Genomic DNA, 15,753 nt, shown 5'->3' with positions numbered 1-15,753 from the left:
GCATTTCGGAAAGAGCCATGAACACGACACTTGAAACGACGGCAAACCCCTTGTCGGAAGAACTCGCCTTTCTCGGCGAGCGTCTGACGGCGTTCAACGATAGCGATATCGGTGCTTCCGAAAGGAAGGCCCTGGCGGTGTTCGTGCGCGACGAGGCCGGTGCGGTCGTTGCCGGCATTTCGGGCTACACCGCCTGGGGCTGGCTTTACGTGCAGTGGCTGTGGGTCGACGAGAGGCTGCGCGGCCAGCACATGGCCGGCACGATGTTGGACGCGGCCGAACAGGAGGCCGTTGCGCGCGGCTGCAACAATGCCTGGATCGACACCTTCAATCCGAACGCCGCCAAGGTCTACCAGCGCCAGGGCTATCGGCCCTTCGGAACGCTGACCGATTTCCCCGTCGGCCGCAGCCGCGTTTTCTTGCAGAAGAAACTGGCTTAACCGGCAAGCTTTCCGCCGCGCATCGGCTGCGGCACACCGGTGGTGCTTGGAAAACTGATCGGCAGGCCGCGCAGCACGCGAACCGCGAGGAAGGCGAAGCACTCCGCCTCGACCGCGTCGCCGCTCCAGCCCAGGCTTTCCGCCTGCACCACCTCGACGCCGGCGCGGCTGGCCAGCATCGCCATCATCGTCGGGTTGTGGCGGCCGCCACCGCTGACCACGAGCTTTTTCGGCCGGTGCGGCAAAAGGTCGAGCGCCTTGCCGACAGCGGCAGCGGTGAAGGCGGTGAGGAGCGCCGCACCATCCTCGGCGCCCAGGCCGTCCGCCATCGCGGCGCCGAAGTCGAAACGGTCCAGCGATTTGGGACAGGGCTTGCTGAGATAAGGGTGCTCCAACAGCCTGGCGAGCCTTGCCTCGTCCACCGTTCCCGCCTGGCCAAGCGTGCCGTCACGGTCCATTTCGCCCAGTCCCTTCGACTTGATGAAATCGTTGAGCGGCGCGTTGGCCGGCCCGGTGTCGAAGGCAACGACATTGTCGGCGCCGTCCCACCATGTGATGTTGGCGACGCCACCGAGATTGAGCACCGCCACCTCGCCACTGGCGCCGGCGGTGCGCATCAGCGCGGTGTGATAGGCCGCGGCCAAGGGCGCGCCTTGCCCGCCGGCGCGCATGTCGGCCGAGCGGAAGTCATAGGCGACCTTGGTGCCCAACAGGGCGTGCATCAGCTCCCCATCGCCGAGCTGCCGGGTCTGGCCGAGACGTCCAACCTGCGGCGCACGATGCAGCACGGTCTGACCGTGAAAGCCGACGACGCCGATATCGGCCATCGTCATGCCATAGCCTTCGACCAACTCCTTGACCGCCGCCGACTGGGCACGCGTCAGGGCTTCCTCCGCCTTGCGAAAAATCGCCGGCTCCGGCCCGACAAAATTCCAGGCCCGTGCCTGCTTCAGCGTCTCTTCCAGCAGGGTGCGGATCGACGAGGGATAAGGCATCAGCCGATAGGTGCCGAAATCGTCGATCCGTTCGCCATCGGTCTTGATCAGCGCGACGTCGATGTTTCCGTCCAGCACGGTCCCGGTCATCAGGCCGACGGCCCAGATTGGTTTCATTATTGAGCTCCATTGACGAGATCGCCGACCGCCTGCCGAAGCGAAACGATGCCGCTATCGAAATGACGTGTCGGATGGATCCGGTTGGTGAGCAAGGTCCAGGCCTTGCCACTGTCGAAGTCGATCCACAGCCCGGTGCCGGTAAAGCCGGTGTGGCCGACGGTTCCCGGGCTGCACAAGTTCCCGCCGGACCAGCCCGCATAGGGGCGCTCCCAGCCATGGGTGCGGGCGGCGGACAAGGGCGTGCGCATCAGCGCGATCGAACGCTCGGACGCGCCGTTGCCATCCAACAGCCCTTGCGCGAAATCCAGCACCGAAGCGGCCGTTCCGAACAGGCCGGCGTGGCCAGCGCCTTGCAGCGCCGCGCAATTGTCGTCGTGGACCTCGCCGGACAGCACGCGGTGGCGCCAGGTGCAGTCCTCGGTCGCCGCTGATGCATCGGCATCGGCGGAGAACGCAAAGCCGGGGCCGGGATCCATGTCCCGGATCGTCTTTCCCGACAGCCGCTCCAGCGCAAGACCGAGCAGGATGAAGTTGATGTCGGAATAGACGGGGTCGCGGGCCCGCCACTCGCGCTGCAGGATGAAGGCGCGCAGCAGGTCGGGATCGCGCCCGTAAGTGTATATCGGCTCGACAGCCGGAAAGGGCGTCTGGTGGCCGAGGCACTGGCGAAACGTTACGTTCCGCTCCCAGGCCTTTGCATCATACTGGCGAAGGTCGGGCAGGGCGGAAGTAAGCGGCGCATCGAGATCGATGACGCCGTCTTGCGCGAGCGTCAGGATGCGCGGCGTGGTGAAGATGACCTTGGTCAGCGATGCCAGGTCGAACCAGGTGTCGTCCTGCATGGGGCGGGGCTTCGGCACGAGTTGCGCCGAGCCGATCGACCTGACGATGCGTTCGCCATGTTTGTCGACAATGCCGAGCACGCCACCGGGGATGCGCTTGGCCGCCACTGCTGCTGCCAGCGGTTGGAAGGCTTTGTTGAAGGGCTGTTGGAGGTCGTTCAATGCCGGCCTCCGTCCGAGAGGCCGCGATCCGTCACACCCCCCTCTGTCCTGCCGGACATCTCCCCCGCAAGGGGGGAGATTGGCAGCGTTGATGTCCCGCCAACCTTCCAAGGTTGGAGATTGGCGAAAGCCGAGGCGACATCCGATCTCCCCCCTTGCGGGGGAGATGCCCGGCAGGGCAGAGGGGGGTGCTGTCCCGCCGACCTCGCGTATTCCAGGGTGCCACCCATCACACCTCCACCCTCGCCATGTGATCCCCGCCAAACTGTTCCCATCTCGCCGGTGCCGGCTCATACCCCTGCGGGCGCACGAGCGAGGGAACCTGGCGCGTGTCGAGTTCGAAATGTTCGTGGCGCCGGTCGATGGTCGGAACCGCGGCGATCAGTTTCTTCGTATAGGAATGCTTCGGCTTCGACAGCACCGAGGTCGCGTCGCCGATCTCGACGATCTGGCCGGCATAGATGACGGCAATGCGATGGGCGATCCGCTCGACGACCGCCATGTCGTGAGAGATGAACAGGTAGGCCAGCCCAAACTCGCGCTGCAGGTCGACAAGAAGCTCCAGCACTTTCGCCTGTACCGAGACATCCAGGGCGGACACGGCTTCGTCGAGAACGACGACGGAAGGGTTGAGCATCAGCGCGCGGGCGATGCACAGCCTTTGCCGCTGGCCGCCGGAGAATTCATGGGGATAGCGCTCGAGACTGTTTTTTGACAGGCCGACGCGTTCCAGCAGGCTCGCCATCCTGGCCCGCGTTCCGGCATCCACCCGGCCGCCGGTCGCGACCACCGGTTCGGCCAGGATGCTCTCGATGCTGAGCCTTGGATTGAGCGAGGCATAGGGGTTCTGGAATACCATCTGCACGGGCAGGGCGCTTTTCGTTGACGCCTTTCTAGCGCCGACCGAGAAGCTGCCGCGTGTCGACCGCACCAGCCCCAGCACGGCACGTGCGGTGGTCGATTTGCCCGAACCGCTCTCGCCGACGATGGCCAGCGTCTCGCCTTGCATCAGGTCGAAATCGACGCCGTCAACGGCATGCACCGCGCCCGTGGCGCGGCTGAAGAAATTGCTCCTGAGCGGAAACCGCACCACGAGGCCGTCGACCTTCAAGGCCGGCTCGTGGCTCGCGCCTTTGTCGCGCCGTCCGTCCGAACGCGTCGTGCCGCCATTGGTGAAATGCGGCACGTCCTGCAGCAAATGCTGCGTATACGGATGCCGCGCATTGTCGAGGATCTGGTTCAACTCGCCTTGCTCGACGGCCTGGCCGTTCTGCATCACCATCACCTTGTCGGCGATGCCGGCCACCAGGCCGATGTCGTGCGTGATGAAGATCATCGACATGCCGGTTTCGCGCTTCAGTTCGGCAAGCAGCGCCATGATCTGCGCCTGCACCGTCACGTCGAGTGCCGTCGTCGGCTCGTCGGCGATCAGCAGGCGCGGATTGCAGGCCAGCGCAATGGCGATCATCACCCGCTGCAGCATGCCGCCCGACAGCTGGTTGGGCGTGTATTTCAGCCGCCGCGCGGCATCGGGAATGCGCACGCGGTCGAGCGCATCCTTGGCCGCCGCCGTGGCTTGTCTTCCGGTCAGGCCGCGGTGCAGCCGAAACGATTCCTCGATCTGCCAGCCGATGGTCAGCACCGGGTTGAGCGAGGTCATCGGCTCCTGGAAGATCATGCCGATCTCGGCGCCGCGAATGCCGGTCAGTTGCGGCTCGGTCGCGCTCATCAGGTCGAAAAGGCTGCCGTCGGCGCGTTTCAGCGTCATGGCGCCGCCGGTGATGCGGCCACCGCCGAAATCGATGAGCCGGTTGATCGACAATGCGGTGACGGACTTGCCCGAGCCGCTTTCGCCAACGATGGCCAGCGTCTCGCCATCGGCGAGGTCGAAGCTTATGCCGCGCACCACCTCATTGGCTTGCGGATTGCGGCCGAAGCCGACGCGCAGGTTCGAGACGGACAGCAGCGGGGTCATGCCGGCGTCCTCCGCATCCTCGGGTCTAGTATATCGCGCAAGGCGTCACCAAGCAGGTTGAAGCCGAGGATGCTGATCATGATCGTCAGCCCCGGGAAGATCATCAGCCAGGGCGCGGTCTCCATCAGATTGCGGCTGTCGCTCAGCATCAGGCCGAGCGAGGCCGCCGGCGGCTGCGTGCCAAGGCCAAGGAAGCTCAAGCCTGCTTCGGTCAGAAGCGACCACGCCAGCGCCAGCGTCACCTGCACGGTCAACGGCGCCACCAGATTGAGCAGCAGATGGCGCGTCACGATGTAGCTCGAACTGCTGCCGAAGGTGCGTGCGGCATCGACGAATTCACGCGCCTTGAGCGACAGCGCAGGGCCACGCACCACGCGGGTGAAGATCGGCGTGTAGACGATGCCGATGGCAACGACGCTGGTCCAGGTGCCGGGTCCGGCGACGGTGACGATGAGCAGCGCCAGGAGGATCGCCGGGAAGGCCAGCAGCACGTCCATGATCCGCATGACGATGCCGTCCCATCGGCGTCCGAGCCAGGCGGCGGCCAGTCCGAGCACGGTGCCGGCAAGGGAGGCGAAGGCCACGGAGAAGAAGGCGACCGTGAACGACTGGCCGACGCCGGCCATCAGCCGGCTGGCCACATCACGGCCGAACAAATCGGTGCCCATCCAGTAGGCGCCGTTGGGCGAATGCAGCCGGTCGACGCGATACTGCGTGATGGGATTGTGCGGCGTCAGCCCCAGCATGCCGAGGATGGCGACCGTGAGATAGACGCCGACGATGACGCCGCCGATGCGGCCGCTGCCGTGGCCGAAAATGGCGCGCAGGATGCGCATCAGGACTCTCCCAGCCGGATGCGCGGATCGAGCGCGACATAGGCGAGATCGACCAGGAGATTGACGATCATGAAGTTCAAGGCGATGAACAGCACGCTGCCCTGCACCAGCGCGTAGTCGCGCTGCTGGATCGCATCCAGCACCATGCGACCGAGGCCGGGCAGGGCGTAGATCTGCTCGACGATGACGGCGCCGCCCAGGAGGTAGCCGAACTCGATGCCGCTCAGCGTCACGACAGGGATCAGCGCGTTGGGCAGAGCGTGCCGCCAGATGACGCTGCGCGCCGAGGCGCCCTTGCTGCGCGCGGTCCGCACATAGTCGTCGCTCAACACGTCGAGCATGGCCGATCGAGATATGCGGGTGACGGAAGCGGCGAAGGCGAAGCCGAGCGTGATGGCGGGCAGCATCAGTTGGCTGAGATTGCGCAAGGGATCCTGCCAGAGCGGCGCGAATTCGCCCATCGCCGGCAGCACGCCGAAGCCGGCCGACAGCGTGTAGATGATCAGCAGGCCTAGCACGAAGCTCGGCGTCGACTGGCCGATCATGGCGAAGATGCGCACGCCCAAATCGGATAGCTTCTCATTGTGTGTGGCGGCATAGATCCCGGCCGGCATGCCGGCCGCGAGCGCGATGACCATCGACAGAACGGCCAGTTCGAGCGTCAGTGGGAAGCGCTCGAGGATGACGTCGAGCGCCGGCCTGCCATAGGTGACCGAGATGCCGAGATTGCCATGCAGGATACCACCGATCCAGCGCCAGTACTGGACGAACCATGGCTGGTCGATGCCGAAATAGGCGGCGAGCGAGTCGCGTTGCGCCGGCGTCAGCAGGCCGGCTTCGGTCCCCAGCATCGCCGTGATCGAATCGCCCGGCACCATCCGGATCGCGACGAAGACCAGGATGGACACGCCAAGCAGGACGAGAGGAAACGTCGCCAGTCGTCGCATCAGATAGTTCACGCGAAGAAGTCCTCTCGTCTAGAGCATGATGCCGAAAAGTGTGAAGCGGTTTTCTCGGACAAACGGATGCCGTTTGTCCAGACGTCATGCTTCTATCTCTAGAGCCGGCGGCGGCTACTGCTGGATGGTAACCTTGCTCAGGCTGAACAGCGTACCCGTTGGCGTCGGCACGAATCCGGCGATGTTCTTCTGCTGGGCCGTATAGCTGTAGGACGTGTAGAGCCAGATCCACGGCGACATTTCCGCGAGGTGCTTCTCGAACGCGGCGAAGATCGCCTTGCGTTTTGCCGGATCGGTCTCGGCGCGGCCCTGCTGCATCTGGCTGTCGAGCGTGTCGTCGATGTAGTTCGCCACCTTCTGCAGATTGCCCGCCTTGGTCCAGTAACGGTTGTACATGGTGTAGGGATCGGCGCGGCCGCCGTTCAAGGCGATCGCCATGTCGAAATCGCCCTTCAGCCAGGCGTCGACATAGACGTTGAGTTCCATCATCTTGATGTCGAGCTTGACGCCGATTTCAGCGAGTTGCGACTGGATGACCTGCGCCTCTGCCGCTGCCGTCGGCGGCTCGCCGGTGGCGCCGATCACCGTCGCGGAAAAGCCGTCGGCAAAGCCGGCCTCTTGCATCAGTTTCTTGGCCTTTTCGACGTCGCGCTTGTAGCAGAACAACTGGCTTGGGTCGGTCGCCAGAGCAGGGATGGTCAGCGGTCCGGTCACCTTGCCTTCGCCGAGCGAAGCGGTATCCAGCACCTCCTGCCGGTCGATGGCGCAGGAGATCGCCTGGCGCACCTTGAGTTCGGTCATCGGTTTGCGTGACGGATTGAGCTGCAGCACGTGATAGGCGAGCACCGGCACCCGGTTCAGCTGCAGGCTGGGTTCCCTGGGCACCAGCGTGGCGACGAGCGGGTCGTTGAGCAGCGCGAAATCGATCTGCTTGGTGCGCATGGCGGCCAGGATCGCCGCTTCATCGGGAAGCACGCTGATCTCGATGCCGTCGACACCTGTCGCACCCTCGGCCCAATCCTTGTTGGCGCTCAAGACTTCCTTGGCATTGGGGTCCCATTTGTCGAGCTTGAAGGGTCCGGAGCCTAAAGCCTTGGTGCCGATCGAGCCGGCCTTGATTTCGCTGGCCGGGGCGATGGCCGCGTTGACGTCGCTCATCGCCGTCAGGATAGGCGCATCTGGCTGCGACAGATGGAACACGACGGTCGCCGCATCCGGCGTATCGATGCTGGCGATCGACAGGAAGTTGGCACGTGCCGCAGCCCCCGTCTTCTCGTCGAGGATGCGCTCGAACGATGCCTTGACGTCGGCCGAGGTGACGGCGGTGCCGTCCTGGAATTTTGCCTTGGGGTCGAGCTTGAAGGTCAGCTCCTTGCCGTCCTTGGAGAACTCCCAGGAGGTGGCGATTGCAGGGATGATCCGCAGGCTGGCATCGACACGCACCAGCGGCTCATAGATCAGCTCCAGCAGCCGCAGCGACGAAAACGCCGTCTGCTTGTGCGGGTCAAGCCCGGTTGCGTCCTGCGACCAGGCCATATGCAGCGTTGCAGCACTCGCCTGCGTTGAGACCGCGGCCACGCCGAGCATCGCGGCCAGCGTAATGCCCGACAGCAGCTTTCTTGTGAGGTGAACCATTCTCGTCTCCCATTTTGTTTGAACTCGATGCCTTGCAGTTTCCGCCGACTGCTTCCAAGACACACATGCTTTGGACTATCGGCCCAGTCTATGTGGCTTCACGCCGACTGTCCCATCCGGCTTCATGCCGTCGTCTCGCTGATTGCCTTTCGCAGGAAGCCTCCGGCCTTGCCCAGAGCCGCGCGTGCTTCCTCGACGCCCATGCCGGTGATCGTCACCAGGATCGCCAGCTTCACATCGTTGCCGGTCTGGCCGAGCGCCTGTTTTGCCTGTTGCGCCCTACAGCCGGTCGTCTGCATGACGATCCTGATCGCCCTGGCGACAAGCTTCTTGTTGGACGGGTTAAGGTCGACCATCAGGTTCTGGTAGCTCTTGCCGATGCGGATCATCGAGGCGGTGGTCAGCATGTTGAGCACCAGCTTCTGCGCGGTTCCCGACTTCAGCCGGGTAGAGCCGGTGAGCACCTCCGGGCCGACGACCGGCGAAATGGCGATGTCGGCGATGCCGGCAATCGTCGAGGCCGGATTGCAGGACAGGGCAACCGTCGTTGCGCCCACCTGTTTTGCATAATTCAATCCACCGATCACGTACGGCGTGCGCCCGCTGACCGCGATGCCGACCACGACGTCGTCTGATGTGAGGTCAATGTCCTGCAATGCCTTGGCGCCCATCTTCGGATCGTCTTCGGCGCCTTCCGTCGACCGCACCAGAGCGTCGGGACCGCCGGCGATCAGACCGACGACCATGCCTTCGGGCACACCAAAGGTGGGCGGGCATTCCGAGGCGTCGAGAACGCCCAGCCGGCCGCTGGTGCCGGCGCCGATATAGATCAGACGCGCGCCTTTCTGGAAGGCAAGCACGATGCGGTCCACCGCGGCAGCGATTTCAGGCACGACCTTTTCGACAGCCGCCGGGACGGCCCTGTCCTCGTCGTTGATCTTGCGCAGCACGTCGATGGTCGGCAGCAGATCGATGTCCATCGTCCTCGGGTTCCGGCCCTCGGAAACCAGCCGGTCCAGCTCGGACATCAACCCTTGCTCGGTCATCCCAATGCTTTCAAAAACCATGCGGCACAGCCGGATGAGCATAGCTCGCCGATCGGCGCAAACGCACAAGGACCAAGGTCCGTCGTCGCTACCCTGTTTTCTCTGTTAACTTTTTAGAATTGGATATTCATATCGTCAACAGAAATTGGGAATATTTTATTCCTTCGCTGCCAGGACGCTACCGTCCGTCGAGGGGTCTTTTGGCAAGGATGATCGCGCCCGACACCGCGTCGCCGTCGGCGGGCTTCAGGCGACGCCGGACATCGGGGGAGAGCCAGGGCTCGAGCGGGCTGGCGAGGCCGCCGAGCAAGGCCACACGCGGCGCGCCTTTCTCGAACAGCACCCGCACCAGCGTATCGATCTGCTCGGCCGCACTTTGCACGATGCGCCGTCCGACCGGATCGCCCTGGTCGGCGTGGCGCATCACCATCGGCGCCAAGGCGGCATAGTCCGTAGGACTGGCGCGGTCCATCCAGGCGACGGCTTCCATCGGATCGTCCTCGAAACGCTGCATCACTTCCGCCAGAAGTGCCGTCCGCTCATGCCGGCCGTCATGGGCGCGCAACGCCAGCTGCACGGCTTTCAGGCCGAGATCGGCACCGCTGCCTTCGTCGGAGATCGGAAAGCCGTAGCCGCCGACGCGCAGGTCGCGGCCCTCCACAAAGCCAAGGCCGATCGAGCCGGTGCCGGCGATGACGATGGCGCCGTCCTGGCCCGAATGCGCGCCAAGGCAGGCGCCGACTCCGTCGCTGACGAAATCGATGCTGGCGAAGGGATGCGCGATCGCCCTGAGTGCTTCCAGCGCGCCCTTGCGGCCGATGCCGGCAAGACCGATGCCGGCATGGGTCCGGGCGATCTCGGTCGGTCCGAAGCCCGCCTCCTCGATCGCCGTGCCGAACGCTTTTGCAACCGACGCCCAGGCGGCATCGATGCCGAGCCGCATCGTCGCCGGGCCCGACAGTCCTTGTCCCAGCACGTTTCCCTGGGTATCCTCGATGCGGGCGCGGCAACCGGTGCCGCCGCCGTCGACGCCGAGGAAATAATCCGCGCCGCTGCTCATGTGCTCAGCCGCTCGATGTTGGCGCCGCACAGGCGGAGTTTTCGGTCCAGTTGCTCATAGCCGCGGTCGAGATGATAGACGCGGTTGATGATGGTTTCGCCTTCGCAGACAAGCGCCGCCAGCACCAGCGACACCGATGCGCGCAGATCGGTGGCCATCACCTGCGCGCCATGCAGCATCGCGCCGCCGCGCACCAGCGCCGTGGTGCCTTGCAGCTTGATGTTGGCGCCGAGCCGCATCAGTTCGGGAACATGCATGAAGCGGTTCTCGAAGATGGTTTCACGCAGCAGCGATGCGCCTTCGGCGCAGCACATCAGCGCCATGAACTGCGCCTGGAGGTCGGTCGGAAACCCCGGATAGGGTTCCGTCGTGACGTCGACAGCCCTGAGCGGCCGGTCGCGTGAGACGATAAGCCCGCGGTCGCCAGGCCAGACGCTGACGCCGGTGGCCTCGAGCAATTGCACCACCGAGGCCATATGCTCGAGCCGGGCATGGGTCAGTTCGAGCTGGCCGCCGGTGATCGCAGCGGCGATGGCATAGGTGCCGGCCTCGATCCGGTCGGGGATGATGTCGTGCGTGGCCGCGTGCCAGTTCGTGTCGCCGGCAATCAGGATGCGATGCGTGCCGGCGCCCTCGATGCTGGCACCCATGGCGTTGAGGCAAGCGGCGAGATCAGCCACTTCGGGTTCGCGCGCCGCGTTGAGGATCTCGGTTTCTCCCTTGGCCGTGGTCGCCGCCATCATGGCGGTTTCCGTCGCGCCGACCGATGGTGAGTTCAGGACGATGCGCGTGCCGGTCAGCCCGTTCGGCGCTGATGCGACGATCGAACCGTTCTCGATGGCGATCCTGGCGCCCAGCGCGGCGAGTGCCGCGACATGCATGTCGACCGGCCGCGCGCCGATCGCACAGCCGCCCGGCAGCGAAACCCGGGCATGGCCGAAACGGGCGAGCAGCGGCGCCAGCACGAGCACGGTCGCCCGCATCTTCCTGACCGTATCGTAGGAGGTCTCCTTGGAGACGGCGGCGCTGGTGTCGATCGTCGCGGCATGCGCCGATCGTGTCACTTCGGCGCCATGAAGCCGCACCACGCCGAGCATGTTTTCGACATCGGTCACATCAGGCAAATTGGTCAGTTCGAGCGGGTAGGGGCTGAGCAGCGCCGCTGCTATCTGCGGCAAGGCGGCGTTCTTGGCGCCGGATATGGTGACCGCGCCTTCCAATCTTTGTCCGCCGACGATCCGCAATCTGTCCATGGGCTGAAACCTTGTGCGACGAAAGCCGGCCATACTCGGGCGGCTTTCTCCGGAGATATTGCTCCGAATCCCGGATGTTGGCTCGGCCCAGTTCGAGAATTAATTCTACGTTCTTGGCTGTCAATCGGAATTGGAATATTTTATTCCTTGAGCCGGCACCTGAAAGCGCGAGGAAATCCCGTGTCCGTCCTGAACAGGATCAATGTGAAGCTCGACGGCATGGCGCCCGGCGATCGTGAGATCGGCCGGTACATCGTCGACAATCCCGACCAGATGCTGCGCCTGTCGACGGCCGCCCTCGCGGCCGAGATCGGACGCAGCCAGTCGAGCGTCGTCAAGTTCAGCCAGAAGCTCGGCTATGCCAGCTATCAGGAGCTCAAGCTCGCCGTCAGCGAGGCCAAGGCGCGGGAGTGGCAGGTGCCGGCCGGCATGATCCACGGCTCGATCGAGGTCGGCGACAACCATCAGGTCATTTTGAAGAAGCTGATCGGCAGCAAGCTCCTGTCGATGCAGCGGACGATCGTCGCCAACAGCGAGCGCATCATCTCCAGGACGTTGGAATTGCTGGATGGCGCGCGCCGCATCCATCTGGTCGGCGTCGGCGCTTCCTCGCTGGTGGCGCGCGATTTCTCCTACAAGCTGATGAAGCTCGGCCGCAATGTCATGCATGACAGCGACAGCCACATCCAGATGGCCAATGTCTCGACGCTCGGGCCTGATGACGTGCTGTTCGCACTCTCCTATTCCGGCGCCAGCATCGAAACCTTGCGCATCGCCGAGCTTGCCCGCAAGCGCGGCACGATGGTGATCGCCGTCACCGGCCTGCACGACAATCCGCTGAGCCGGGTCGCCGACATCCGCCTCTACACCATCGCCGACGAGGAGCGTGCGCGCTCCTCCTCCATCACCGCGCGCGACGCACAGCTGACGCTGACGGACCTGTTGTTCATCCTGCTGGTACAGAAGCAGCCGGATGCCAATGAGTACGTTCACAACAGCGAAGTGGCGGTTTCGGTGCTGAAGGCCGAGCGGTCTTCGTAGCGCCACAGGCGATATTGGACCGCGCAACGCCGGTCCCGCGGCCGTCTGGCGCAACAGCTGCAGCAATGCCATCTCTTGCCTGTCACCCGCAAAGGCGCGACCCTGTCTAATCGGGCGAGACGCTTCCGCCGAAATCCGCAGGGAGAGAAAAATCATGACATCCGATGTGGCCGTCATTGCAGGCGCCGGCGCTGGTCTGAGCGCTTCGCTTGCGCGCCTTCTCACCCGGGAAGGCTTTCGCGTGGTTCTGGCCGCCCGCAACGTGGAGAAGCTGAGCGCTCTGGTCGACGAGACCGGTGCGCTGGCCGTCGAGACGGATGTCGCCGACGCTGCGTCCGTCGCCAAGCTGTTCGACGCCGCCGACAAGGCCGGCCCGCTGGCGCTCGTGGTTTTCAATGCCAGCGCTCGCACGCGCGGCCCGGTCGCCGAACTCGATGCCGAAGCGGTCAAACAGGCATTGCTGGTCGGCGCCTATGGCGGTTTCCTGGTCGGCCAGCAGGCGGCGCGTCGGCTGCTTGTCCGGGGTTCCGGATCGATCCTGTTCACCGGCGCCACCGCCAGTGTGAAGGGATTTCCCGGCTCGGCCGGCTTTGCCATGCCGAAGTTCGGCCTGCGCGGCCTGGCGCAGTCCATGGCCCGCGAACTCGCCCCGAAGAACATTCACGTCGCCCACTTCATCATCGACGGGGTGATCGAGCCGCCCGGACAGGCAGCCGATCCCGACCGGCCGGACCGCCGCCTGTCGCCGGACGCCATCGCCGAGGCCTATCTCGCGACCCATCGCCAGCATCGCAGCGCCTGGAGCTCGGAGCTCGAGCTGCGGCCCTGGGTCGAGACGTTTTGACAATCCAGCGGATCGCCCAGGGGCGACTGCGTCGTGCAAGCCCTTGCTTTTCGGCAGCTGGGAGGTTGGCCGGACCGAATGCCGGCGCTTTCGGTCAGTCGGACCTAAACGCTTTCGAGGTATGTCTCGATCTCGAAATCGCTGACATTGAGCGCGAACGTATTCAGCTCCTGGCGTTTGCAGGCAACGAAGGAGTCGCGCAGGATCGCCGGAAAGATCTCCGCCACATGCGCCCCGCTTTCAAAGGCGGCGATCGCCGACGCCCAGTCCGGCGGCAGCTTTGCCGGGGGAAGTCCCTGACCGTCACTGCGGATCGGATCGCCTGGCGATATTTGTCTTTCAATGCCTGTCAGTGCGGCGCCCAGTATGGCGGCAAGCACCAGGTAGGGATTGGCGTCCGCTCCCGAAACGCGATGCTCGATACGGCGCGCACCGCTCGGTCCGCCAGGAATGCGGATCGCCACCATGCGGTTCTCATAACCCCAGGCGACAGCGGTCGGCGCATAGGATCGTGGGCGTAGCCTGCGGTATGAATTGAAGTGTGGTGCGAACACCAGCGTGCTCTCGGCCATCGCCGCAAGCAGGCCACCGACCGCATGACGCATGATCTCCGAGCCCTGGTCGGTGCCGTCGTCGAAGACATTGCGTCCTTCGCCGTCGATCAGGCTGAAATGGACGTGAAAGCCGTTGCCGGCCCGGTCGCCATAGGGCTTGGCCATGAAGCAGGCGGCAAAGCCGTGCTTGCGGGCAATGCCCTTCACCGTGCGCTTGAACAGCACCGCATCGTCGGCAGCCCGCAAGGCGTCCGCGACATGGTTCAGATTGATCTCGAACTGACCGACACCGTTCTCGGCGATGGCCGTGTCGACGGGAATGCCTTGCGTCCGGCAAGCCTCGTAGACGTCATGGATGAAGGATTCGAAGTCGTCGATCTCGTCGATCGACAGCGCCGCGTCGGAATCGAGACGGCGCCCGGTCACCGGCGAGACAGGTCCGACCGGCCGCTGCGATTGCGGATCGACGAGGTAGAATTCGAGTTCCGTTGCCGCGACCGGGGTCAGGCCCAAAGCCTTGTAGCGATCGAGGATTCGGGCCAGCGCCCGTCGCGGGTCGCCGAGATAGGGCGCGCCGGTTTCGTCGGCAAGCCAGAGCGGGATGAGCGCCGTCGGATGCGCCGTCCAAGCGACCGGCAGAATGCCGCGCCCCGTCCATTGGCACAGTCCATCGGCATCGCCGGTCGAGAACACCAGGGTGTTGCCTTCGATATCCTCGCCCCAGATGTCGAGCCCGATCAGCGAATAAGGCATGCGCAGCTTGCCTTCCAGCGCCTTCCTTGCCTGCTCGACCGGAATGCGCTTGCCACGCATGATGCCGTTGAGGTCGCACACCGCCGCCCTCAGACTCTGGATGTCGGTCCTGCTTTCAAGCCAGTTCAAAACGTCCGCAATTGCATCGCTCAATTTATAACCTCTGGTTTTTGAAGGTGCCGCAGCCTCATCGGCTGCACTGTCCCTGGTAAAGATAGCTTGTGAGTTTTGGAAAACAGACCTGGCTGCCGCCAAGGGCTTTTTCCTTATTTTTTCAATTCACTAGCTGGGATGTCGGGAGGCATTTCAAAACCAATTGCGCGATCTACGATCGCAACATAGAGGTAAGAGGGCGGAAAGCCAAGGGGCGACTTCAGGTTCTGATTTCCGGAAATCTGGCCTGCTGCAGGATGTGCGCGGCGCCTTCATCGATGTCACGCACGATGGCCGCACGCGCTCGCTCGCCATCCTGGGCCTCGATCGCCGCGACGACTTCCTCGTGATGGTCGATGTCAAGAATGGAGGCGAGGTCATCCTCGAAGCCCATGGCAAGGTTCCTGAGAAACGGGCCGACCTGCATCCATACGGTCTCGATCAGGAAGATCATCTGCTCGTTGCCGCAATGGCGATAGATGGAGAATTTGAAGTCGTGGTTCTTGCGCAGGTAATCGTCGATATCGCCCTTGCGCGCCGCCAGGGTCAGGTCGGTGCAGTGGCGTCGGATCGCCCGCAGATTGTTGCCGTTGATGCGTTTCGTCGCAAGCTCGGTCGCCGAGCCTTCGAGGATCGTGCGCACGGCGGTCAGCTGTGAAAACCGTTCGGCCGAAATGACCGGCACTTCGACGCTGCCGTTCGGCATGGGGCTGAGCGCCCGCAGTGCCTGAAGCCGCATGAAGGCGCTGCGCACCGGCATGTCGCTGGTGCCGAGTGCCTTGGCGAGCTTGCGTGAAGTCAGCTTCTGGCCCGGCGTGAACTGGCCCGACATCAGCGCCCGCACGAGTTCCAGATAGACTTTCTCATGCAAGGGAACGGTGTCGACGGCGGTCAACCCGAATTGTGTTTTGTCGGCCATTGGCGGGGGCGCTGCTTCATTCGTTCTGAAATCTACCCTGACGACAACAGCCGCGGATAATCCTGCCTGGCCGATCGCGGCGAGAACGCCAAGTCAGCGATTTATCGACGCATGATAGACGCTTCGATCGTTGCGCGGCAAGCCGGCTCGTCACCCTGCCGGCCAT

Annotated in this window: 14 protein-coding genes; 3 read left to right on the top strand and 11 right to left on the bottom strand. The window is 64.2% G+C overall.

Features of this window, described 5'->3' with window-relative positions; translation table 11 throughout:
* Positions 1-17: 17 nt before the first annotated feature.
* On the top strand, positions 18-440 hold the full coding sequence (locus NKH02_RS00460) for a GNAT family N-acetyltransferase (protein WP_352875569.1): 423 nt from the start codon (positions 18-20) through the stop codon (positions 438-440).
* Here NKH02_RS00460 and NKH02_RS00455 read toward each other — a convergent pair.
* The 9 genes from NKH02_RS00455 to murA all read right to left on the bottom strand — a co-directional run bounded on the left by NKH02_RS00455 (position 437) and on the right by murA (position 11,323).
* Positions 437-1,552 carry an anhydro-N-acetylmuramic acid kinase gene (locus NKH02_RS00455; protein ID WP_352875567.1) on the bottom strand — a complete coding sequence of 372 codons (1,116 nt, stop codon included), beginning with the start codon at positions 1,550-1,552 and terminating at the stop codon, positions 437-439. The two genes, NKH02_RS00460 and NKH02_RS00455, sit on opposite strands and share 4 nt — an antisense overlap.
* Positions 1,552-2,559, bottom strand: coding sequence for a serine hydrolase domain-containing protein (locus tag NKH02_RS00450; protein ID WP_352875565.1), 1,008 nt, complete (start codon positions 2,557-2,559; stop codon positions 1,552-1,554). Before NKH02_RS00450 ends, NKH02_RS00455 begins: the two co-directional genes overlap by 1 nt.
* A 229-nt stretch (positions 2,560-2,788) precedes the next feature.
* Positions 2,789-4,534, bottom strand: a complete 1,746-nt coding sequence (locus NKH02_RS00445; protein WP_352875563.1) for an ABC transporter ATP-binding protein — start codon at positions 4,532-4,534, stop codon at positions 2,789-2,791.
* Positions 4,531-5,370 carry an ABC transporter permease gene (locus NKH02_RS00440; protein WP_352875561.1) on the bottom strand — a complete coding sequence of 280 codons (840 nt, stop codon included), beginning with the start codon at positions 5,368-5,370 and terminating at the stop codon, positions 4,531-4,533. Before NKH02_RS00440 ends, NKH02_RS00445 begins: the two co-directional genes overlap by 4 nt.
* Positions 5,370-6,329: an ABC transporter permease gene (locus tag NKH02_RS00435; RefSeq protein WP_352875559.1), complete on the bottom strand. Its 960-nt coding sequence runs from the start codon at positions 6,327-6,329 to the stop codon at positions 5,370-5,372. Before NKH02_RS00435 ends, NKH02_RS00440 begins: the two co-directional genes overlap by 1 nt.
* Before the next feature lie 114 nt (positions 6,330-6,443).
* Entirely contained in the window at positions 6,444-7,964 is a 1,521-nt protein-coding gene (locus NKH02_RS00430; protein WP_352875557.1) for an ABC transporter substrate-binding protein, read from the bottom strand.
* Between the two features lie 122 nt (positions 7,965-8,086).
* Positions 8,087-9,010, bottom strand: a complete 924-nt coding sequence (gene murQ / locus NKH02_RS00425; RefSeq protein WP_352875741.1) for an N-acetylmuramic acid 6-phosphate etherase — start codon at positions 9,008-9,010, stop codon at positions 8,087-8,089.
* Positions 9,011-9,188: 178 nt separating this feature from the next.
* Entirely contained in the window at positions 9,189-10,070 is an 882-nt protein-coding gene (locus NKH02_RS00420; RefSeq protein ID WP_352875555.1) for a glucosamine kinase nucleotide-binding domain-containing protein, read from the bottom strand.
* Positions 10,067-11,323: a UDP-N-acetylglucosamine 1-carboxyvinyltransferase gene (gene murA / locus NKH02_RS00415; protein ID WP_352875553.1), complete on the bottom strand. Its 1,257-nt coding sequence runs from the start codon at positions 11,321-11,323 to the stop codon at positions 10,067-10,069. The genes NKH02_RS00420 and murA overlap by 4 nt, the downstream gene beginning before the upstream one ends.
* Positions 11,324-11,503: 180 nt before the next feature.
* On the opposite strand from murA, the gene NKH02_RS00410 reads away from it, so the two are divergent.
* Positions 11,504-12,364, top strand: coding sequence for a MurR/RpiR family transcriptional regulator (locus tag NKH02_RS00410; RefSeq protein WP_352875551.1), 861 nt, complete (start codon positions 11,504-11,506; stop codon positions 12,362-12,364).
* A gap of 154 nt (positions 12,365-12,518) precedes the next feature.
* The gene (locus NKH02_RS00405) at positions 12,519-13,208 is read left to right on the top strand and encodes an SDR family NAD(P)-dependent oxidoreductase (protein ID WP_352875549.1); all 690 of its coding nucleotides are present in this window, start codon (positions 12,519-12,521) and stop codon (positions 13,206-13,208) included.
* 104 nt (positions 13,209-13,312) lie between these two features.
* Here NKH02_RS00405 and NKH02_RS00400 read toward each other — a convergent pair whose 3' ends face one another.
* Together NKH02_RS00400 and NKH02_RS00395 are read right to left on the bottom strand one after the other, a co-directional pair.
* On the bottom strand, positions 13,313-14,668 hold the full coding sequence (locus tag NKH02_RS00400; protein ID WP_352867211.1) for a glutamine synthetase family protein: 1,356 nt from the start codon (positions 14,666-14,668) through the stop codon (positions 13,313-13,315).
* 220 nt (positions 14,669-14,888) lie between these two features.
* Complete coding sequence (locus tag NKH02_RS00395) at positions 14,889-15,587, bottom strand: GntR family transcriptional regulator (RefSeq protein WP_352867209.1); 699 nt, start codon at positions 15,585-15,587, stop codon at positions 14,889-14,891.
* Positions 15,588-15,753 lie beyond the last annotated feature (166 nt).

The sequence above is a fragment of the Mesorhizobium sp. M1396 genome (genome assembly GCF_040317725.1).
Classification (GTDB): domain Bacteria; phylum Pseudomonadota; class Alphaproteobacteria; order Rhizobiales; family Rhizobiaceae; genus Mesorhizobium.
This window is presented reverse-complemented; position numbering and strand designations above follow the sequence as displayed.